The sequence below is a fragment of the Gimesia aquarii genome, assembly GCF_007748195.1.
Taxonomy (GTDB): Bacteria; Planctomycetota; Planctomycetia; order Planctomycetales; family Planctomycetaceae; genus Gimesia; species Gimesia aquarii.
Genome location: NZ_CP037920.1, coordinates 3,864,123 through 3,884,223, shown reverse-complemented (window position 1 = coordinate 3,884,223; position 20,101 = coordinate 3,864,123). Strand labels below are relative to the sequence as shown.

General features: G+C 43.9%; 14 protein-coding genes. 8 read left to right on the top strand and 6 right to left on the bottom strand.

Going from position 1 to position 20,101, the window contains the following annotated elements; genetic code table 11:
• The first annotated feature begins 115 nt into the window (after positions 1-115).
• A complete protein-coding gene (locus V144x_RS15140; protein WP_144985975.1) occupies positions 116-1,852 on the top strand; it encodes a divalent metal cation transporter in 1,737 nt (578 codons plus the stop codon).
• Positions 1,853-1,897: 45 nt separating this feature from the next.
• Here the strand turns inward: V144x_RS15140 and V144x_RS15135 are convergent, their stop codons facing one another.
• Positions 1,898-2,812: a glycosyltransferase family 2 protein gene (locus V144x_RS15135; protein ID WP_232102533.1), complete on the bottom strand. Its 915-nt coding sequence runs from the start codon at positions 2,810-2,812 to the stop codon at positions 1,898-1,900.
• A gap of 309 nt (positions 2,813-3,121) precedes the next feature.
• Between V144x_RS15135 and V144x_RS15130 the strand changes: the two genes are divergently transcribed.
• The 6 genes from V144x_RS15130 to V144x_RS15105 all read left to right on the top strand — a co-directional run bounded on the left by V144x_RS15130 (position 3,122) and on the right by V144x_RS15105 (position 11,042).
• On the top strand, positions 3,122-4,570 hold the full coding sequence (locus V144x_RS15130) for a hypothetical protein (protein ID WP_144985974.1): 1,449 nt from the start codon (positions 3,122-3,124) through the stop codon (positions 4,568-4,570).
• A 594-nt stretch (positions 4,571-5,164) separates the two neighbouring features.
• Positions 5,165-5,338 carry a Flp family type IVb pilin gene (locus tag V144x_RS15125; RefSeq protein ID WP_144985973.1) on the top strand — a complete coding sequence of 58 codons (174 nt, stop codon included), beginning with the start codon at positions 5,165-5,167 and terminating at the stop codon, positions 5,336-5,338.
• 551 nt (positions 5,339-5,889) lie between these two features.
• Complete coding sequence (locus V144x_RS15120) at positions 5,890-6,441, top strand: A24 family peptidase (RefSeq protein WP_144985972.1); 552 nt, start codon at positions 5,890-5,892, stop codon at positions 6,439-6,441.
• Positions 6,442-6,752: 311 nt separating this feature from the next.
• Positions 6,753-7,796 (top strand): Flp pilus assembly protein CpaB, encoded by a 1,044-nt coding sequence (gene cpaB, locus V144x_RS15115; protein ID WP_144985971.1) that lies wholly within the window; start codon positions 6,753-6,755, stop codon positions 7,794-7,796.
• 169 nt (positions 7,797-7,965) lie between these two features.
• Positions 7,966-9,747 (top strand): type II and III secretion system protein family protein, encoded by a 1,782-nt coding sequence (locus tag V144x_RS15110; RefSeq protein WP_144985970.1) that lies wholly within the window; start codon positions 7,966-7,968, stop codon positions 9,745-9,747.
• An 83-nt stretch (positions 9,748-9,830) separates the two neighbouring features.
• Positions 9,831-11,042 carry an AAA family ATPase gene (locus tag V144x_RS15105; RefSeq protein ID WP_144985969.1) on the top strand — a complete coding sequence of 404 codons (1,212 nt, stop codon included), beginning with the start codon at positions 9,831-9,833 and terminating at the stop codon, positions 11,040-11,042.
• A 26-nt stretch (positions 11,043-11,068) separates the two neighbouring features.
• Here V144x_RS15105 and V144x_RS15100 read toward each other — a convergent pair whose 3' ends face one another.
• Positions 11,069-11,395 carry a hypothetical protein gene (locus V144x_RS15100; protein WP_144985968.1) on the bottom strand — a complete coding sequence of 109 codons (327 nt, stop codon included), beginning with the start codon at positions 11,393-11,395 and terminating at the stop codon, positions 11,069-11,071.
• 143 nt (positions 11,396-11,538) lie between these two features.
• Positions 11,539-12,027 carry a DinB family protein gene (locus V144x_RS15095; RefSeq protein ID WP_144985967.1) on the bottom strand — a complete coding sequence of 163 codons (489 nt, stop codon included), beginning with the start codon at positions 12,025-12,027 and terminating at the stop codon, positions 11,539-11,541.
• 200 nt (positions 12,028-12,227) lie between these two features.
• Between V144x_RS15095 and V144x_RS15090 the strand changes: the two genes are divergently transcribed.
• Positions 12,228-13,652: a bifunctional folylpolyglutamate synthase/dihydrofolate synthase gene (locus tag V144x_RS15090; protein WP_144985966.1), complete on the top strand. Its 1,425-nt coding sequence runs from the start codon at positions 12,228-12,230 to the stop codon at positions 13,650-13,652.
• Positions 13,653-13,799: 147 nt separating this feature from the next.
• On the opposite strand, the gene V144x_RS15085 is transcribed toward V144x_RS15090, so the two are convergent.
• From V144x_RS15085 to pilM, 3 genes are all read right to left on the bottom strand, one after another.
• A complete protein-coding gene (locus V144x_RS15085) occupies positions 13,800-15,983 on the bottom strand; it encodes a hypothetical protein (protein ID WP_144985965.1) in 2,184 nt (727 codons plus the stop codon).
• A gap of 81 nt (positions 15,984-16,064) precedes the next feature.
• The gene (locus V144x_RS15080) at positions 16,065-17,759 is read right to left on the bottom strand and encodes a hypothetical protein (RefSeq protein ID WP_144985964.1); all 1,695 of its coding nucleotides are present in this window, start codon (positions 17,757-17,759) and stop codon (positions 16,065-16,067) included.
• A 101-nt stretch (positions 17,760-17,860) separates the two neighbouring features.
• On the bottom strand, positions 17,861-19,996 hold the full coding sequence (gene pilM / locus V144x_RS15075; RefSeq protein ID WP_144985963.1) for a type IV pilus assembly protein PilM: 2,136 nt from the start codon (positions 19,994-19,996) through the stop codon (positions 17,861-17,863).
• Positions 19,997-20,101: the final 105 nt, after the last annotated feature.

Sequence of the window (20,101 nt, the reverse complement as noted above, 5' to 3'; positions counted from 1 at the left end):
AATTCTGTTCAATGCTTGATTCTCAATCCGGAAATGGTTACCTTGGTTTCTCAGAATTGACATTTTCTTTGTAATTTAACATAGCCAATAAATATTGGTATAGCAAGAGTTTGCAATGACAGACGACCAAGCAAATTCACGGATCGAACAAGACCGCCAGTTAATCCTGGAAGCGAAGCAAAAAGGCGTTGGTGCCAAGCTCAAAGCGTATACCATCCTCTCTGGGCCAGGTTGGTTACAAAGTGCGATTACCTTGGGAGGTGGTTCACTGGCGGGGGGCTTGTATCTTGGTATTCTTTCCGGATATCACCTGATGTGGTTGCAGCCTGTGGCAATGATCATGGGCGTAATCATGCTCAGTGCGATCGGCTATGTTGCTTTATCGACGAAAGAGCGACCTTTTGCATCGATCAATACACATATCAATCCTGTCTTGGGTTGGGGATGGGCAATCGCCACCCTGATGGCGAATTTGATTTGGTGTATGCCGCAGTTTGCGTTAGGGACTGCCGCGTTACAGCAGAATCTGGCACCAGAAATTTTTGCCAACGATGACAACGGCAAGATCATGGCTGTTGCTGCTCTTTTTATCATCGCGGGGATTGTGATCTGGTTTTACGATTCCGGTGGATGGGGAATCAAATTGTTTGAAGCTATTTTGAAAATTCTAGTAGGAATTGTGGTCCTCTGTTTCTTTGGTGTCGTTGCAAAAATGAGTTTCTCCACAAATGATCTCGACTGGGGAAAAATTCTCGCCGGCTACATACCTAATTTCAGTCTGTTTTCTAATCCTTCTCCGGAATTTTCTGACGTTCTATCTCAAGCCGGGGCGTATGCAGATTATTGGAAAAACTTGATTGTCGGAAAACAACAGAAAGTCATGATTACTGCTGCGGCGACCGCGGTGGGGATTAATATGACCTTTCTGCTTCCTTATTCCATGCGTGCGAAGGGTTGGGATAAAGATTTCCGTGGTTTAGCCGCATTTGATCTCTCTACAGGCCTCTTTGTTCCGTTCGTACTGGCGACCAGTTGTGTTGTGATTGCTGCCGCCTCTCAGTTTCATGCCAAGCCGGCTGCCGGATTATTGGGCGAGAAAAATGCCGAAGGCCAGGTTGTCCAGGCAGATCCCGGTTTGTTAAAACAGTATCATAAATTATTGGATCAACGTTTGAAAAAAGAACAAGCATCAGATGCTGACTGGGAAAAAATCAAAGAGAATCCGACAGTGTTAGATCAAAAACGTGCTGAAATTCCACTCGCAGAGCGAACGTTGGCAGCCATGCTCGTTAATCGGGATGCATTTCAATTGGCAGCCGCGCTCAAACCTCTTGCCGGTAAAACTGTATCGCAGTTGGTTTTTGGTATGGGAGTTGTGGCAATGGCCATTTCAACGATTATCATTCTGATGTTAATCAACGGTTTTGTTTTATGTGAGATGTTGGGAGTTGAGCCTAAGGGGACCGTACACCGATTGGGCTGTTATTTGCCAGCCATTACAGGAGCCGTTGGTTCATTTTTCTGGAAAGGCGATGCCAAGGCCTGGTTGGCTGTTCCCACATCCATGTTTGGAATGGTTTTACTGCCGATTGCCTATGCCACTTTCTTTTTCATGATGAATTCACCCCAGATTCTGGGAGAGCACATGCCCAAAGGCGGGAAGCGAATTGCCTGGAATTTGGCCATGGGAATTTCAACGTTGCTGGCCACATTCGGATGCTTCTGGAGTATCAAGTCCAGCGACTACCCTCTTGCCGGGTTCTGCACTTTAGCAGCGTTTATTGGCTTGGCGATTCTTGTCCACTTTATGCGGAAGCCTTCAGAAAGTACTTCGACTGTCCAAGATACTTAATGCTACCGTTTCCACCATTTGCGATTTTGATCCTGAAAAGCAGGCTTATTGTAATTGGATGCGGTTTTCTGAGTCTGAATCAATTTGTTTACTGAAGAAAATTCTTGAGGGACGAATTCTCAAGCGTTGCGCCCAGAATCGTGCCAGTACAGCCAGAGTTCCCAGCCCATATTTAACACAGCGTCGGAAGTTGATGCTCGAGGCTTCGGGAAAGTAGCGGACTGGTACGGGAATGTCACCAATGCGGAAGTTAAAGTGAACTGCTTGTGCTAAAAACTGACTGTCAAACACAAAGTCGTCTGAGTTATATTCGAAGGGAATCGTTTCCAGGACCTCTTTCCGGTAAGCACGAAATCCGCTATGAAAATCACCTACATTTTGACCTAGTGCCACATTTTCTGTAATAGTCAAAAGACGATTAGCAAGATATTTCCAGGCCGGCATGCCACCTGCAAGCGCTTCTCGCCGTGTACGAATTCGTGAGCCAAGCACTACATCACAAATCCCTAATTTCAAAAGCTGAATGGCTACACCAACCACACGACTGTCATATTGGTAGTCGGGATGAAGCATGACGACATACTCGGCGCCATGCTCAAGTGCGTATTGGTAGCAGGTTTTCTGGTTTCCACCGTAACCACGATTTTCTTTATGTTTGATGACTGTTAAGCCATGACTCAAAGCGAGTTCAATTGTATTGTCGGTACTACCATCATCAACAAGGATGATTTCGTCTACGATACCTGTAGGAAGATCTGTTAATGTTTTGCTCAAGGTGGAAGCTGCATTAAATGCGGGCATGACGATGATCGTTTTACCTTGTGGAATGCAATTTCGCTCAATTTCTTCAAGCAATGGTTCCATACTTTGGATTTGTGTCATCACCTCGGCACAGTCAGGAGCAACAGCAGGTTCTAATTGTTTAATACTTGGACTCATTAATGAAGTGTGTATTGGCATGATAATCTCCCTCGCTGTTGCAACTCAAAGACTCGATCTAATGGCAATAGGCGCACATTATCATTGAAATCTAGCTTATAGTTTTGGTGATGGTTCATCTGATTAGAACCGCGATGCTTATAAACGAGGTACCAATGGATACTTGGTCCTGTTAAATCGATTGTGCCGGTTATCAGGTTTTCTACCCTGGTTGATGTTTCAATTAATCATCATTTTTCCTGAAATTTCGGCAGTGAACTGAGGAAGACCTATGTTAAAGGTAACCAGGGAGATGCTCTATTAATCCCTGTCGTGAATGGGATTATAAATATGATGAAACAAGTACAACAAGAACCTCCCTGGCAACTATTTCAGACAATGAAAAGCCAGAAAGTGCCTGTTTTCTCTTTGGCATTCGTTGTTTTGATCTGTTTTGGCATGGCAACCAGTTTTGATTTTGTAAACTGGGATGACCCCTGGTATGTCATTGACAATCCCCTCGCAAAGAGTTGGCATCCCGATAATTTACAAAAGATCGCAACTCAGGTTGTCACACGCAATTATGCCCCTTTAACCATCTTTTCGTTTCTGATTGATCATAGTCTCTATGGACTTTGGGCCGGTGGGTATCATCTCACGAATATTTTATTGCATGTCATCAATACGATTCTCGTTTTTCTATTGGTCACTCGTTTTACCCGAAATCGTTTCATTGGCTGGGCGACTGCTGCCGCATTTGCGATTCACCCCGTCCAGGTGGAGACTGTCGTCTGGATTTCGTCCCGTAAAGGATTACTTTCGGGGGCTTTTATACTGGCTTCACTCTGGTATTGGCTTAGAAAGCACAGAACTCTGGAGCAGAATACTTGTGGATTTATTTTCTTTATCTGTGCGTTGCTTTCAAAAGCATTAGCAGTTGTGGTACCTGTGATTGTATTCTGTTATGACTTTCTGGTGGCGAAAGTACCATTTCGCGAAGCTGTTAAAAGACAGATTTTTCCGGGCTGTTGTGCCCTTTTATTGCTGATTATCACCATGTTGGCTCAAACTAGCGAACTCGGTGGAGTGCGCGATCACTTTGGCATGAGTAAAGTCGAACTTCTCGGTGTTGATACTGTGATCATGTCAAAATATGTGCAAATGTTATTATGGCCTGAAACGAGATCTGTGCTTTATGATCCACCTGTATCAGGAATCGGTTGGGAAATCATAATCTCCCTGTTTTGCTGGCTGGTCGCTGCTTTGATGTTTGTTCGAATGGGGAAACATCAGCCATTAATTCCATTTGCAGGTGTTACTTTTCTCTTACTACTGTTACCTGTTCTCAATTTATTTCCCATTACGACGTTGATGAATGATCGTTATTTATACCTGCCCTGTATTCCTTTCTTTGCTCTCGTTTTTAGTGCCATTATGAATTTATTAGAGAAAATACGACAACAGGTAATTGTACCTTTGCGAAATGGGAAACCGATTTCTGGTTATCTGGTTCCTGCAGTTTTTGGTGGATTGGTATTGCCATTGCTTACCAGATACAACTTGCAGACTGAACAATATCTCTCTGTCTGGAAGGATGGACTCTCATTGTGGCAATATACTGCACAGCAAGTACCTCAAATACCGGTTGTCCAGATTCAGTTAGCCAATAGCTATCACAATCAGGGGCAACATGCAGAGGCGATTGAGATTATCAAACGGGCAATTAAGAGTACAACACCTGATGAACTGGATCGCCAGAGAATGGAACAAAAGATTCAGGAATGGGAGCAGCTTAGATAATGGTCAAACAACAATAATTCTACATTAAGCATGACGTGAATACCCCTCTTTCACTAGTTGGGCCTGGTTCGATTTCGAAATTCTGAACGAAATCAGACTCAGTTTTTCTCGGCCCCACAAAAAAAATATGCCGTTGATTTTTGTCATCATCGTTCTAATTGTTTGATTAGATAGACCTTACGGCCGCTTTAATGTTTCTTTTGAAAGACCTTTGTTTTTTCAAAAAAATCTTTTGGTTCACTGCTTGACTGTTATTTCCTGTGACCTACTTTTGAGTGTTGACACTTTGATCTGTTACTCAACGGGCCAATCAGTGAGAACAAATCGAGTGGCATCATTTCGGAATTAGTTTTTCGATATATTGTAATTTATGAAAAGTCCAATACCGTTTCTGCAGTTCAGTTTTTGAGTGTAGAGATTTTGCTCTTCAAAAGAGGGGGCATATTGGGATGCTTCACCTGAGGATGTGACTCAGAGAAGCAATTGTTTCGGGTGAGTTGTGAGAAATCACATATTTCTCATAACTTAGTTGTTTAGTGTCGGTGAATGTGGTTCATGAATCGACTCCAATTGGAAAGAAAGAGAGCAACAACAATGAAGAATCTGACAAAGAGCATCAAGAATTTCCTGGTTTCAGAAGATGGTCCTACAGCTGTAGAATACGCTGTGATGCTTGCTCTGATTGTGATTGTTTGTTTAACAGCAATTCAGGCTGTCGGAACAAACGCTAACGCGAAGTTCGAACAAGTTCGTGATGCGTTGACCTAATAGCAGTCAATCGTATTACAACACGAGTACGAGTGAATCGCTCAGTCGAACTTTTCGGCTGAGCGTTTTATTGCGTATCAGATTCTCAAAACGCGAATCTTTGTTTTCAAACAGTTTGATTTAGTGAATAACGAAAAAAAGTCTTTACCCCAAGGAGAAAGCAGCATGTTTCCTTACTTCATAGATCCCCAGGTGGGAGCGGTTATGGAGTTAATCCTGCTGATCGTTCCAGTAATTGTTTGGTTCACCTCCCTTCTGACTTGCAGCCGTTGCTAACTGGTCGGGACAAGGAGACAACAGTATTGCTGGCAACCGGTGTGCTTTAATCTGGTTGTGAAAAAACAGCAATATTTTTCAAGATAATCACCTCACCGCTCTGCCTGTGACCTAAATTAATAATAAGAATACAAAAGTTAAATGACCAATATCAGGGGATTTGAGCGCTTTCATCAAGTGGCAACAGTCCTGATTTGTGAATTTGAATGACATAAACATCCCCAACGAAATACGAAAAAAGTATTTCAATAAGACTAATAAGAAAGGCCATATTGATGGATTGGCAACAGTTACTTCTAGAGAATTGGCACGTAAAATTTGTATCCATCGTTTTGATTTATGCAGCTTACATTGATGGAAAAGAACTTCGAGTTCCAAACTGGATCACATATCCAATGGTGGTTTCTGGTTTGATCTATATGACTTGGACGGGTGGACTGGCTGGTCTTGGTTGGGGATTACTCGGGATGCTTGTTGGTCTGGCTACCCTGCTCCCCTTATACAGCGTCGGTGGAATGGGGGCTGGTGATGTGAAGTTGATGGCAGGTATCGGAGCCTGGTTGGGCGTCAAAATCACGTTCTATGCATTTTGTGTAACAACAATTGTAGGGGCAATCATGGCTATTGCTATGGTGCTCTATCGCAAGAAATTTTATACGCATTTAGCACAGGCCATGGTGATTCTCGACGAATGGCGTTCTGTTAAAAATCCACGTGAATTATCACGAATTGCAAAAGAGCGAAAGCCGACGATGTTTCTCCTTCCCTACGGAATTCCAATTTGCATTGGTTCAATCGCTTACTTTTTCTATGCCGGCTTGCTTTAAGTTGGAATTGAGGTCAGTGATTAAAAGTTAAAATAAGTAGTTTGTGTTGAGTGTGTATTTTGGATGAAGGCCTTAGGGCAAGGCTACTTAACCAGAATTATTATTTCAAACGATAAAATCGTTATAAATTGAAGCAAGTACTCTCGAAGTGCCGATATTGAGAATGATGACAGAGTTTCCTTTCTGTCAACCTGTGAAAGCAGGATCAAATCAAGTTTGGCACTTTGGAACATAGAATTAGACACGAATTGGTAACGAGTCTGTTTTTGTTATGAGTCACTTGATTTGTTTCTCTTTGGTGGGTGACAGACATGAAAATAAAGTCATTGATGATGTTGGTCGTCGCAGTTGGTTGTGGACTGGTTGCGATGTTAGGCGTAAGGCAGGTGCTCAATCGAGATGATCAGAAGCAGGAAATTGAAACGGCAAATGTTCTGGTGACAATTGCTGAGATTGCTCCCGGTACTCCTCTGAACGAGTCGAATGTGAAGTTTAAGTCATGGCCAATCGATCAGATACCAGAAGGTTCTGTTACAAAACTGGAGGATTATAAGGATCGTTCCATCAAAACCCGAGCGGTTCCTGGTGAAATCGTGATGAAGGCAAAGCTCAGTGAGCAGGGAGCACGTGGAGCATCTGTAGAAATTCCAGATGGAAAACGAGTTTTTACAACATCGGTTGATATGACCAAAACTCATAGTGGTTTAATTCTTCCTGGTGATTTTGTTGACGTTTATGTGACTTTTTCAGCGCGTAAACCAGAGGGAGGCTTAACCACAATTACGAAGGTGATTCTGGAGCGTGTCAAGATCTTCGCGACGGACCATCTTACCGATGTCGGAGGGGCCGATAGCAATCAGGTAAAGTCAAAAAATATTTCGATACTACTGTCACCTAAAGAAGGTGCGATCTTAAAAATGGCTGAAAGAAAAGGAGAAGTTCATCTCGCATTAAGAGCGCAATCTGACACCTCGGATACAGAGGATATCCAATTTAATGAGGATGACTTAGCCGAAGTGTTTTCGATTGAAGGTGGTGAGTATAAGGACGAAAACGAAACAAACGAAGAAGACTCTTCAAAAGAAGCGGATCTGGCTCAAAACTCTGGCAAGACAACTTCAGCCAAACAGTTTTTGGATGAAGAGCAACAACCGCAGGAGATGACATCTGTGGGAGCAGAAGTCGAGGCAGAGCTAGAAGAAGCTAAAAAAATGTGGCAAGTTGAAATCTTTTCAGGAGAACAAAAAACAATCCAGGAAGTTGAACTTCTGGAAGAAGAACTGGAAGATAAAACGGCAGCTTTGAAAGGCTTGTGGGAAGTATTTACTAAGAAACAAAATGAAAAAATAAATTAGTCTGAATATCCCCTGCTCTTTAATCAGATACAGGGGGTAATAATTTCTGGGCCAAGAAAAGAGTGTCCCAATAGGGAATTGGATTATTTTAGAGAGTGATTTGAAGCCTGGTTTTACCTGGTTTTACCTGGTTTTGATGGCTCAACTATTTAAAAAGTAAGGGGCATGGATGCTGGCCTTAAAAAAACAATTAAAAATGATTAGACTTCCTTTAGTTGTATTATTGGTATGTTGTTTTACCAATGTAGAAGGATATTCGCAGAAAGAGCAAGCCGCGGCTCCCGGAGCTAGCGAGCCGATTGTTCAAGTCACTGCCCCCAAAATGAAGCTGGAGATTACAGAGAAATTCTCCAAGATTCTTAAGTTTCCAGGCAAAATCAAACGTGTCGACGGATTTGATCCGACTGTGCTGGGGGTAACTGCTTTAACTCCAAATGAGATTCGGGTTCAAGCCATCATACCTGGGGTTACAACTCTGGTTATCACTGATGAAAACAAAAAAGTGTTTTCTGTTGAGACTTTTGTCAGTGGAGATGCTCGACATTTACAAGCCTATCTCCGTGAATTGTTTCCCAGCTCTTCTGTTACTGCGATCAAAGTGCAAGATTCCGTAGTCTTGCGTGGCTGGGTTACTGAACCAGAAGCCATTACCGAAATGGTCGAAATTGCGGAGCAGTTTTTTCCCAACGGTGTGTTGAACCAGATGAAACTGGCTGGCGTTCAGCAGGTTTTGCTCAAAGTTAAAATAATGGAAGTTCAACGCTCAAAGATACGGCAATTAGGCGTAAACTGGTTATTCTTAAATCAGTCGTCTTACGTTTACAGTACGCCTGGCTCTCTTGTTCCAATTACAGGAATTACAGTTCCCTTTGGTGGCCCCCCTGCACTGACTGCTTCACAGAATCTGCTCAGTGGAACTTCACTGGGGTTTGGACTGGTAGACAGCTCAAGCATCTTCCAGGCGTTTATTGAAGCATTAAAACAGGAAGCATTACTTAAGATTCTGGCGGAACCTGAATTGGTAACGACCAGTGGTCGTCCCGCTAACTTACTTTCTGGTGGTGAATTTCCAATTCTGGTACCACAAAGTTTGGGTACTGTTACGATTGAGTGGCGCGAGTTTGGTGTTCGAATGGAGGCGGTTCCTATTGTTCTCGGCAACGGTCGTTTACGATTGGAAGTACAGCCGGAAGTCAGTGAACGAGACTTTTCTAATGCGGTTCAGGTCGCTGGAACAACAGTACCTGGTTTAACAGTCCGCAGAGCGAATACGGCAGTGGAAATGAATTTCGGGGAAACGATGGTGATTGCCGGGTTAATTTCCAGTCGGAAAACAGCTGAAACTTCGAAAACTCCCTTTTTGGGTGAGCTTCCCGTGATAGGAGCAGCCTTCCGCAGAGTGAAATATAATGAAGGCGAGACGGAGTTGGTCATTATGGTAACACCTGAATTGGTCTCTCCACTGAAATCAGGGCAAACACCTCCGGGAGGCCCTGGGTTGTTTACAGCGACACCCACAGATCGTGAGTTGTACCTGGATGGTGTGCTTGAAGTGCCCAATTATGGGGACGATTGTCCTGAATGTCGTTATTCAGTACCTGGCCCAATCAGTCCAGAATCTATGATGTACTCTTCAGATCATGTATTGCCTCCTGCGTCTGCTTCACAGGTACCACCTGTACCGGCAGCACCCTCGGTTAAATCTGAAGTCATTAAGAAGTCGACTCTCTCACCAGAAGAGATGAAAAATTTACAGCAACAGCAAAAATTGAAAAAAGCGACTACAAAAACTCCTTTTAGTCCAAAGGTGCCGACTCTCAATGGCCCTTCGGCTGGTAAATGGAAAGCCAAACAAAATACAACAAGTACGAATCCGAAAAAGGCTCCTAGTAATCTAAGTAGTCCACCTCCCAGTAAGCGTCCTGGATTAATCGGCCCTGGAAGTGAATAGGAAATGAAATAAAAGTATGATCTGAATCGATAATCGTAAACGTCAATTACGAGTAAGTAACCTTAAGAATAAGTGATCATGAAATGAGTGGAGTTGTTCGATTATCAATAATCGATCCTAATGAAGCAACACGCAATGAGCTAAAGAATATGCTTATTGGTGTCGATATGGTTTGGCTTGAAGCAGAATGTAGCCGTTACGAATTCTTTTCAGATGTTGTATCACAGACTCAACCAGACATTGCTTTGATATCACTGGATGCTAATCCTGAGATGGCACTCAATCTCATTGCTCAAGTCACTCGGGATCTACCATCTTGTAATGTCATCGTCGTGAGTAGCTCGCAGGAAGGCAGCCTGATATTAAAGGCAATGCGTAATGGTGCCAAAGAATTTTTAGGTTTCCCTTTGGTCTTGGAAGATTTTCTGTCTGCCCTGAATCGGATACAGCTTACCTCTGGGAAATCCGAGGGTGAGCAAAGTGCGCCACGCTCAAGTCAAGTGATCACGGTAGCGGGTGTGAGTGGAGGCGTTGGCTGTACTTCTCTTGCCATCAATCTGGCTTGTTGTCTGGCAAGCAATGAAAGAAATAGTGTGGCGGTAATCGATCTTGATTTAGCATTGGGTGATACCGATGTCTGGTTGGATATTATTCCCGACTACACCATTCAGGATGTTGCAGAAAATATCGCAAGACTGGACTATTCGTTATTGAAGCGATCTTTGACCAAACATAATTGTGGTGCGTTTTTATTGCCTCGACCAGTACAAATGGATCAGTCGATGCAAATCACGACTGAAGTCTTAAAACGCATTATTGCACTTTTACGAGCTACGTTTACCCATCTGGTGATCGATGTCAGCAAATCATATAACAGTCTTGATATGGCAGCGATGGAATTGTCTGATACGGTCTTGTTGACAGCTCAGTTGGATTTGCCATGCCTTAGAAATGTGGTGCGTTTATCACAATTTTTTGATACGAACGAACATCTTTCAGACAAAATCAAAGTTGTAATGAACCGCTTAGGATTGGAAGACACCCAAATCAGCATCAGTAAAGCGTTGGAAACCATTGGTCGTGATATCTTCTGTCAAATACCAAATGATTATGCCACAATGGTTGAATCAAGAAATAATGGAGTTCCTCTCGTCTTACAGTCGCCGAAAGCGAAGTTGACCAGAACGATTATGGATTTAGCAGTTAGTATTGGCGGTGATCTTTCTACTACTGACGAAGACTCAACAGCGAAAAAGAAGAAAAGCCTCTTTGGCTTTTTGAATCATTCAAAATAAAAGTTAAGAGTTTGCTATCTGTCTGACTAAGCATCAAGATCAAGGTTTGTACCAAGTTCCCCCTCGGCATCGGGGGCTCTTGTAGAATGGTGTTCTTCAGATTTAGAATCCTTAGACTCAGGATGCTCTTCTTCGCCATCAAATCCGAATGGCATACGACCATCGGCATCACGGTCGCCTGATTTGTCGGCGTTACCAACATCCTGCATTTGATGTTCGGTCATTGCTTTCTTGTCGATAGACATATTTTGTTGAGCAGCTTCTGCTTTCTGCTTATCTACATTCGCTTCACTTTTCTGTGCGCCGGCAAAAGAACTTTGTAAATTGGACGCACTAGGGTTGATCGAACTCATAATGACTGATCCTTTAACCACGTTTTGCAAGCTACCAAGATCAGGTTGCACATCAGAGGATGCGATTTAAAGCACTGCTGTCAAAGCGTAATTTTCAACGATGTCCCAAAAATGTCAAGAGAGAATTAACTGGAATCAGGAAGTCAGTGCTCCGCTTTCCAGGAGTTGAGCAATAGATGGGCTTGTCCTTGATGATGGGCCTCATGCCAGCAAATGACTTGCAATGCCAGACGATTTGTCCAGCCCCGCTCTTTAAGTCCTTCCGGAATTTGATCCAAATCTGACTCATGGATTGTCAAAAGTGTTTCAAGCAAATTCTCACGTGATTTGGCAAGGATTTCTCGTATTTCACCCGCGGAGGGAATGGTCTGATCAGCAATGCTTCCTTTTTGAAATTGAGGGAACCAAGCCGACAAATTGGATGTCGTTTTTCTTAGACGGTCCGTTGCAAATAATTCTTCTGTAATGGCGATATGCATCATCTGCCAGGCAATATGTGCCCTTTGGGGGCCAGGCTGATATGTCAGAGCACTAGATGGGTCGTCTAATTGCGATATTTCTTCCAGTAATTTTAATGTCATATTTCGATTAAATTCTAAAAGTTGCTGTATTGTAGCAATGTAATCACTCATTTTCCTGTTTACCTTAAATCTCTGACTGAATTAGACAGTTGTAAATTTCTCAGTTTGATTGTATATCTCACAGTCTACATCAGAAAAGTGCTTAGTTATAATAGTGTGATATTTGTTGGCGTTCCTGTTAGCGTATGAAGGTCGACACTTAATCAATCGCAATATATTTATTTACAATTATATAGAAGGAACTGCCTGACATGGGAGTCTCGGCAGAACAGTATCAACAAAGTCTGGATTACCTATTTGGACGTCTCAATTATGAACGAATGGGGAGCAGCAAGTATTCGACCAAAGATTTTAAATTGGATCGAATGCAAGAGCTTTTGAGGTTTTTAAGCAATCCCCAGTCCGGGGTGCCTACAATTCATGTGGCAGGGACAAAAGGAAAAGGTTCCACTTCAGTGATGATCGCGGACATGCTTTCTGCTGCAGGGTATCAAACAGGTTTATTTACTTCACCTCACGTGACAAAATATGAAGAACGAATTCTCATTGATGGGCACCAGATCGAACCTGAGCAACTTATAGGTTTTGTGAATGAAATTACTACGCAGGTCAAATTCGATCAGGATACATCAGGCCCTACGTTTTTTGAGTTAACAACTGCTTTGGCCTGGATGCATTTCAATCAGCAGCGAGTCGATTTTGCCGTAATGGAAGTAGGACTGGGAGGTCGATTGGATTCAACTAATGTCTGTGAACCGCTTGTTTGTGTAATCACAAATATCAGCTACGACCATATGGCTCTTTTAGGAAATACTATTGCGAAGATTACACGTGAAAAAGCAGGGATTATCAAGCCAGGAGTCCCCGTTTTTAGCGGAGTCACCCAACCAGAAGCCATCGAAGTTTTAGAAGAGGTTTGTGCTGAGAAACAAGCACCATTGTTCTTGCTGAATCGGGATTATTTTTGGGAACCAAGTTTTGAGACAGAAGATCAGTTACCTGTGCCTGGATTTAAGAAAACTCAGGAACAGATTCCAACTCAAAAAATTCAGGTCAAAACTCCCTGGTCTGCGATTGATGAAATGCCAGTGAATCTTTTGGGAACACATCAGGCGGCCAATGCTGCACTGGCGGTAACGATATTAGATTATCTTCGACATCAGGAAACGCCGATTGAGCTTCAACGAATGCGTGCAGGTATGGCTTCTGTTAAATGGCCCGCGCGAATTGAAGTTGTTCAAAAGAGTCCTCCTGTGATTGTTGACACCGCTCACAATGACGCTTCGATTAATGCACTGATAAAAACACTTGAGGAAAGCTTTGGACATCAGAATCGTTTGTTGATTTTTGCCGCTTCGCGAGATAAAGACATCAAAGAAATGCTGACCACCCTGTTACCACATTTCCAGACAGTCATTTTAACTCAATATTTATCAAACCCACGGCGTGTTCTCGTAGATGAATTACTCGAATTAATGCAATCGATTCAATGTGAAACAAAGAATACTTCTGAAGTGATTGTTACTACAAGCCCAGACGATGCCTGGTTAAGAGCAAAAGCATGTTCGACGTCTGATACTTTAACTTGTGTGACGGGGTCTTTTTTCATTGCTGCAGAAATGAGGGAGCTTCTTCTTGGGACGGCTGATGAAATCCTCATTTCAGAATCTTGCTAACTTGTAAGAAGTGGATTACTTCTGAATATTTAATGAGAAGCCTGGCAATTTCGTATCAGATTTGAACTCTGGCGAGTGTAATGAGCACAAAAATAGGGGCAGGATATGAAACTTCCCCTGCCCCTTTTGTTTTATTGAATCAGTAGATTAGGGCCCCACGCGAATCGGATTTCTTCTACGTTTGCTTTTCTTTCCTTTTTTTGGTGGACCAAGCATTTCGCCCTCCATCCCTTCAAGACCAAGGGCACTGATACCCTCGAAGCCTGCTGCATCAAAGCCGTCTGTTGGTGCAGCCGTTCGTGCCTCCATTGCTTCTTTAACCCAGGCAAGACTTTTTCGTTCCCGGTCAAGCTTTGCTTTGGCTTTACCATAGGTCGAAGATGTTGCAGGAGTCAGTGATGGCTTTAGATTTCCAAAGTTGTCAACGATGATTGCTTCTGCATCGACAGGCAGACGCCCTCGTAATTTGGCAGGCAAATTCAAATCGGGATGTTCATCTGCAACAATTGTAGGCGAAGGAATCGCATCGACTAGATAGTTTTGGGTATCAAATTCAACAGAAGCTTTATCATCAAATTCTTCTTTTGCTACATCATAGAGTTCAGTAATTTGTTCGCCGCCAATCTCTTCACCAACGGCTGTTTTAAGAACAGAATGAATTGTTGTTCCCGTTTTGGGATACCATTGGAAGACTTCAAAGTAGGCTGTGGTTCCATTGACACCACGTGGAGGTTTGACATTTTGAAGAAAATAATAGACGTCCTGCTCCGCAGTAACGGCTGCCGTTTCATTGCTCCAGGGAGTTGTACGTGTTTCTCCTTCAGCAACAGAAGGTAGTTCCACTTCATCAATGGGGCGCTGGAAGTTAGGGTTTCTCACAACCAGTCGCACTCTATATTTATAAGTTTCACCAGGATTCAGATCAAAGTCAAAGTAACGGAACAAAAGCAAACGTCCAGCTGCTGTGACATTGGCTTTTAATTTTTCGACAAACTTTTTTTCATCCAAAGGTTCTCTAGTTGCTTGGGGACCCATCATATTTGCGGCCATGCCCCTGAAAGCAGCGTCCATTTCTGAAGATTCATCACCCATCATGATGTCAGTGCGAATTTGCCGCATACCAATCTGGAGTTGTGAGAACCCTTTTTGTTTTTCTTTGAAGACTTTTTCACCTGCATGAGTCTTTTGGTAGCGCTCCAGAAGAAGTCGATTGACTTCCAATTCCTGTTCAATTTCCTCTTGACTCAGTGTGAAATTTTCGACCCGAGGATGAGTCGCTACTTTATACCAGAAACCAGCAATACGACTGGGAAGTGGCATCGTAAAGACACGATCAGTGATGCTGGTATTGACAACGGGCGGGTCAAAGTCGGCACTTTCTTTTAAAACTTCAATGGAAGTTTCGATATCCACTTTTTCCCAAGGCCCAGACCAGGGATCGTTACCAGGAATTGCCTTTTTACGTTGCAATTCAAAATCCAGGAACTCAAGGATCCTGCCTGCCTGCATATTTTGGAGTGAGAATGCATCGCCCAAGGAACGCTCTAGTTTATCTTGCTGCGTCGCGAGATCAAACACACCTCGAACGGCGACATATCGCAAACCACGGCCTTCACGCGCGGGGCCTGCCATGCCTCCCATCCCCATCATTCCGTCTTCAGCAAGAGATAACTCCATATTGTCTGGAGAAGCGAAACTAGAATCAAGACCACCACCGGCAGCCATCATTTCCGCGGATTCAGTCATTGCCATTGCTGACATAGTCCCAAAGGTTAAACCCGCCATAGCAGAATCGCCGGCACCCGCCATACCAGCGCCGGTTCTACGTCGTTTGAATTCATCGTATTCTGGCTCGTCAGGCTTGGCTTTTTCCGATCCTTCGGTTTCAGATCCGTCGCCTTCTCCATCCATGGCGACTTCAGGAGGCCTTATCATCATGATGAAACGGCCGTAATCGGCTACCAGGTCTTCAACAGGAACCCAGTCCACTTCTTTGGCTTTTTCTTTTTTGCGATATATTTGCCAGGAGATTGGCGTCGAAAATGTAAACTTGGAGACTTCAACTCCGTTATCAATCACATCTTTTACATTTTCGAACAAGTCGTCTTCTTTAAGAAACTCATTACGTTTCTCTTCAGGCCATTGACTGTTTCTGACCAGTGTTTGCGCAGTATCTACCTTTTGATTCAGTTCAACTGGAGTGCGTTTTTCGGTTGTCCACTTTGACGTAAAGACAGCAAATACAATGAATAATGCAACAAAACACAGGACAATTTTTTCACCGTGATTTACTGCAAATTCTTTGTAATTCATTCCTTTGAGATTGGACATCAAGTTTTTCACGGGACCTTCTCCGTTTGGTTAAGTTTTTTTACTGTAATTAGTCAAACTTAGTTTTGAGGTAAACAGATTTTATTGTTTTACAGCTTCCTCTGACTTGGTTTCAGTCTTTGGGGGCTGTGGACTATTAGGATCGGAGTCTGCTGGTTGCGGTTGAGTGGACTCCGTTGGTTGTTTTGGTTTTTCTTCAGTATTCGACTCATCAGGTTGCTTTTCTGAATTTTCTGCAGGAACAGTCGGCTCTACAGGAGTTGCTGGGTTTTCTGTAGGGGGTATTGTTGAAGAATCTGCAGGTTGTGGCTCTGTGCCAGTCGCTGGTTGCTGATCTGTACTCATTTCCCCTCCCTCTGATTGAGCAACGACATCTCCTTCCGGAGGTGTGTACGGTTTGTAGAGTGTCATCAGGCCTGCGATCGTAACAACAGCCAGTTCCGGGTCATTGAGAGCAGCATCAAGTAAGCTTTTGTTTTCGAGCCCTTGATCACGTCCTGCTCCAGGAAGTCCATCTGCTTCAAAGCCAGCGCCTGGACGACCCACGCCTCCATCCAAACCATTTTCGAGATCAAATTCGTTTCCGCCTGCCATAGCTCCACCTCTGCCCGGTCTGCGGCCAGCCATGCCACCACCGGTTTGGCCAAGTGGGCTGAGATTATCATCAAACATATCTGCGATTTGAACACGTTTAATTTCGACTGGCCAAGGCATTTTTGTCAGCTCTGCGAGTAAGTGCGGTAGTTTTGTTGATTGAACAACCACTTTCATATAAAAGGCACGCGTTTTGTAAGGAAGCTCTTCTTCTTCGTGGTAGTATCGTTTGAGGTTTTGTGCACCCCTCCCACCAAACCCGCCGCCGAGCCCTCCAGGAATCATAGCATCTGCAGATTCCATCATCTCACCTGACTCGTCTCCTCCTCCAGCAGAGCCATCAACATCATTTCCAAAGATTTCTGTCAAATCCATATCAACGCTGATACTCTGCATTCCATCCTTGCCACCTGCCATGCCAGGGTTACCACCACCAAATAGTCCCCCGCCGCCGCCTGCAGCAAAATCTCCTTCCATACTCATGCCGGGATCCATGCCATCGCCACCAGCAGGGGCGCTGCCGTCATCGCCAACTGTTCCACCCCGCAATTCGAGTACGGAAATCTGTCGAACGGCAGACTCACTGATATTGGCCGCACCTTTATTGACATTCGCGATTGCTTCCAGAATGGACGTCACAAGCCAGACATCTTCCTGGGCGTCCCACATTTCTTTAGGAGTTGGTGGCAGCGTTTTCCATTTGTCTAAAGGAACATGGGGAATCACATTGGGAGAGAGATCAACTGTTCCGGTTCCCTCTCTCAGGTCAAAGGGGTTTGCCAGCTTATGGACTCTTAAAATTTCAAATTTGTAAGCGCTACGATACAGGTTTCGTGGTACACGAGATATCTCACCACGATAAGGTGTGTCTTTCATCAAGGGAGCAATATTTGTTGGCCATACAAACAAGCTCTTCTGTTTGTCCCACAGATATTTATGCGATTGGCCAATATAATTTTCTTTTTCTTTGTTGATTTGTTTGAGGGCTGTTGACCATGTTTCATTAGGAGGATTCGGAGAGATTTGCGCGTCGGTAAAGGCTTTATCAATAGCCGTTTTTCGTTCTTCGATCTCTTTGGCGAGGCTGCCTGTCGCCATGCTCCAGCCAATAACAGGGAGTAGCAGTGCGATAAACAGAATAATCCAGAATTTATGAGCAAGAATCGGTTTTAGTTTGTCCATGAGTTTGTCCTCGATTCTCCGCAGAGATTTATTGACTCAAATAAGGTATCAGTAGTTTTGATCAGTATATTACAGTATTTAATTCGAAAGTAAGGCGTTGATTAACCTGCTTCTGCAGTTTCTTCCCCTTCACTTGAAGAGGATTCTGGTTGCGTTTCCAGACGTTCAAGTACCGGAATCGGTTTCCAGACAAATTCTAAAATAAATTTTGTTTGATGAATTCGCATTGGTTTGGCTTCTTTTTCAACACGGTTACCACCGAGGCGCGGTCGACCAGCGCCACCCAAACCACCACCGGCGATACCTATGGCGTCTTCCCCGGGCAGGGCGCCTCCGACTCCACCACGGGCCCCAAAGCCTCCAAATCCACCGGGAGCAAAGGCCCCTCCTTCGCCACCTCGTTGCATTCCGCGTGGACGACCTTTGGGGTAGAAATCAAACGGGCTTCGTTCATCTGAAAGAATGACGGCATGTGTGATACCCATTTTGCGTACATCGACCTGTGGAGAATTAGGATTTTTCACTGTCCATGAATTGAGGCTTTTTAGTAACGTTTCATGGACATATAAAGCACCGATATCGGTCTGCGGCTTTGATTCATCATGGTGATAGTGTAGACCATTCAGGGTAAAGACAAAGCCTTCTCCTTCCGGAGCTTTATCCTGGTCTTCTTGCAGCATATCCGCCTTGATTCGCGCGGGTAGTTTCTCAAACCACTCATTCAAGTCAGCGTAGTGTTTTACTGTAATGCCAGGTAATTTGATTCGCTTACTTTGTTCAATTTTTTCATTGTCAAGTTCGTCACCAATGTCTCGGGGTAGGCATTCATTTATGGCTTTGAACACCTCTAACCAGTCGTCCCTTGTTTCCAAGTTCCAAACAAGCTTGTTTCCCGTCTCAATGAGAGAAGTAAATTCACTTTCTGCGCTATCATAGCTGGACTTATATCCGCTCACTTGAGTCGTCAAATTTTTGACTTTACCTTCTGCGCTACCAAAACGCTCAGTACTAACTGAGTTGGCAACATTGCTATATCCCACTGCTGAAATACAAAGCCCGACTAACAAGGCTGCAGCTGTAACAACGGCCCAGGGTTTTTTGCGACGAATCTTACGGGCTGTCGCAATTTCAGGCGGCAACAATGTAGTGCGAATGGATGTTTGTTGTAAGGCCTGCAACGCAAGCCCATAGGGAACAGTAAATGTCAGGATATTATCTTGGAACAGTGGTTCGTTAAGGACCGCATCACCGACCAATGCCTGAAAATCATCGAGTCGTTCCACTTCGTATTGTAAGTTCTGCTGTAAGAATTTTTGTAAACCAGCAAGCTTGAATCCATTACCTGTCCCATAGACTTTGGAAATTTTTGCATCGCGGTTGACGCTGGAAAAATATCCAATGGACCTTTGAATTTCCGAGACATAATCATTGAAAACAGGACGTAAGGCCTGGAAAACCGCGCGTGGATCTTCTGATCGCGTAGCATTGCATTTGAGATGCTCGGCTTTGGCAAATGTAAGTTTCATCTCTTTGGTGAGAGCACGCGTAAAGTGGTTTCCACCGATGGGAACATTACGAATCCAAATCTTGCTGCCGTTCGTGACCATCAGTGTGGTACTGTCAGCACCCATATCGACCACAATGGAAGACTCTTCAGGATCTCCCTCGTATTCCTGACCAACTCGCATGCCTAATGAGTCATAACAAAGTGTGTTGTACAGACCAAGAGGGGCAATCTGGATCAATTCGACTTCGATTTTTCGAGAGACAAACGGTTCTAATGTTTGTAAGACCTGATCACGTTTCATCGCAAAAATACCGACTTCGGCATCCAGCATGTAACCGCTCTCTTCGACACCTCCACCCAGAGGCTGATAATCCCAGATGACATCTTCAAGAGCAAAGGGGATTTGTTGTTTCGCTTCATATTTCACAATTTCAGGAACACGATTCGATTGAACCGGTGGTAATTGAATGAATCGAGCCAAGGAAGCCTGCCCTGGGACACTGATTGCGATCTGATCCCCTTTAATTTCGTTACGAGACAGAAACGTTTCTAAAGCCTGGCTGATCAATTCATCAGGAACCGCATCTGGCTGGCTGAGAATTTTAGGGTGCGGAATATAATCAAAGGCAACAGCAATCACTTGGTCGGCGGCTTCTGCATAGCGAAGACGTATGGCTTTTAAGCCAGCTTGTCCAATCTCAATGCCCCAAACAGCTTGATTATCTGCCATGTGTCCGGTTACTCCTACTTTCTGGTTCGACCTGTGTCAGTGGTTGCCAGAATCAATAACGAAGTGAATTTCCACTTGCTGAAGAAAATTATTCAGACGAGCGAA